A 484-nucleotide genomic window follows, 5' to 3' on the forward strand; every position below is an offset into this window, starting at 1 on the left:
AAGCTTCATCTGGATAAAACGTTTTACAGATAAGGGATTTACAACAGACACCGCCACATTGTTTTTGTAAAGAAACTGTGCGAGCCTGTAATGATAGTAACCGGTTGCTTCCATAACTACAATTGAATCATTAGGAAGTATCTTTAAAAAAGATTTAAATCCCTTTTCATCATTTTTGAACTGGTTGTGGCCACTGCTACTGCCGTGTACGTCAAAGACATCTTTACTGATGTCAACTCCAAAAGTTTCCTTATATTTATTCATAGGAACTGATTTTATGAAAGAACCAGCTACTTGGGTCACAACAACTTGAAAACGAGGTCTAGGCCTCACAGAACTGAACGTGATTTAAGTAGTAAAAGAGCGGGGATTATCAATGTTGTCGAAGTCTAAAGCTTCACCGTATATAGTAACCTTACTCCGCTCTTTTGTTCTTTCTGATTAATACTTAAAATTAACTTATTTAGTAAAAATCAAACTTAAG

General features: G+C 35.3%; 1 protein-coding gene. It reads right to left on the minus strand.

The window, feature by feature from the left end:
• Positions 1-264: transposase (locus tag H4O20_RS12900; RefSeq protein ID WP_185099524.1), on the minus strand; the 264-nt coding region annotated here is incomplete at its 3' end.
• Positions 265-484: the final 220 nt, after the last annotated feature.

The sequence above is a fragment of the Aequorivita sp. 609 genome (genome assembly GCF_014212065.1).
GTDB lineage: Bacteria > Bacteroidota > Bacteroidia > Flavobacteriales > Flavobacteriaceae > Aequorivita > Aequorivita sinensis.